Source organism: Colwellia hornerae, from assembly GCF_007954355.1.
GTDB classification, from domain to species: Bacteria; Pseudomonadota; Gammaproteobacteria; order Enterobacterales; family Alteromonadaceae; genus Colwellia_A; species Colwellia_A hornerae.
In genome coordinates this window covers 1-915 of record NZ_VOLR01000090.1, presented here as the reverse complement: position 1 = coordinate 915, position 915 = coordinate 1, and the positions used below count along the sequence as shown (strand labels likewise).

Here is a 915-nt window from a genome sequence, read left to right as displayed (position 1 = left end):
GTAACAAGGTAACCCTAGGGGAACCTGGGGTTGGATCACCTCCTTATCTTGAAGTAAAAACAGTTTAATGGAAGCTCTTGAGTTTCACGAGTGTCTACACAAATTACATGATAACAAATTAGAAGAATCCCGATGGGGCTATAGCTCAGCTGGGAGAGCGCCTGCCTTGCACGCAGGAGGTCTGCAGTTCGATCCTGCATAGCTCCACCATCTTAAATTATACCGCGTTAGTTCGCAGCTTGTGTAGTAAAGTACACGGCGCTACAAACTGCCTTGTACAATATAAGATACCATTATGATTCTTCATTAAAGATAAGGCCAAATTAAGGTTTACTTTCGTCATGCTGAACGTGTTTCAGTATCTGGTGAGTGAATATTAATTTGGTTTTTTAAACCACGTTTTTAACGAATGCGCGTAAATGACAAGTTCTTTAACAATCTGGAAAGCTGATATAAAAATGATTTTATATAGCAATGAACAGTGTCGCGCTGTGATTTGCATGTTATATAAAATCTACAAAAGCGATTAATTGCGCAAGCAGTTAATCAACATTTAGTTAAGTTCTACTCGAACTTAATTATCTTATTCAAGACACATTTATTTGTGCGTGAAAATGTCAGACTTTACAATTGCTGTGGATTAGTCTCCACGGTGTACTTCGTGTTGATAGACTACTTAGGGTTGTATGGTTAAGTGACTAAGCGTATGTGGTGGATGCCTTGGCAGTTAGAGGCGATGAAGGACGTGTTAATCTGCGATAAGCATTGGTAAGGTGATAAAAACCGTTATAGCCAATGATTTCCGAATGGGGAAACCCACTGACATAAGTCAGTATCATTAAGTGAATACATAGCTTAATGAAGCGAACCAGGAGAACTGAAACATCTAAGTACCCTGAGGAAAAGAAATCAACC

General features: G+C 39.1%; 1 tRNA gene and 1 rRNA gene. Both read left to right on the top strand.

Annotation, left to right across the window (positions count from 1 at the left end):
• Positions 1-134: 134 nt before the first annotated feature.
• Positions 135-210, top strand: a tRNA-Ala gene (locus ESZ26_RS19075).
• A 478-nt stretch (positions 211-688) separates the two neighbouring features.
• Positions 689-915, top strand: a 23S ribosomal RNA gene (locus ESZ26_RS19070); the annotation flags it as partial.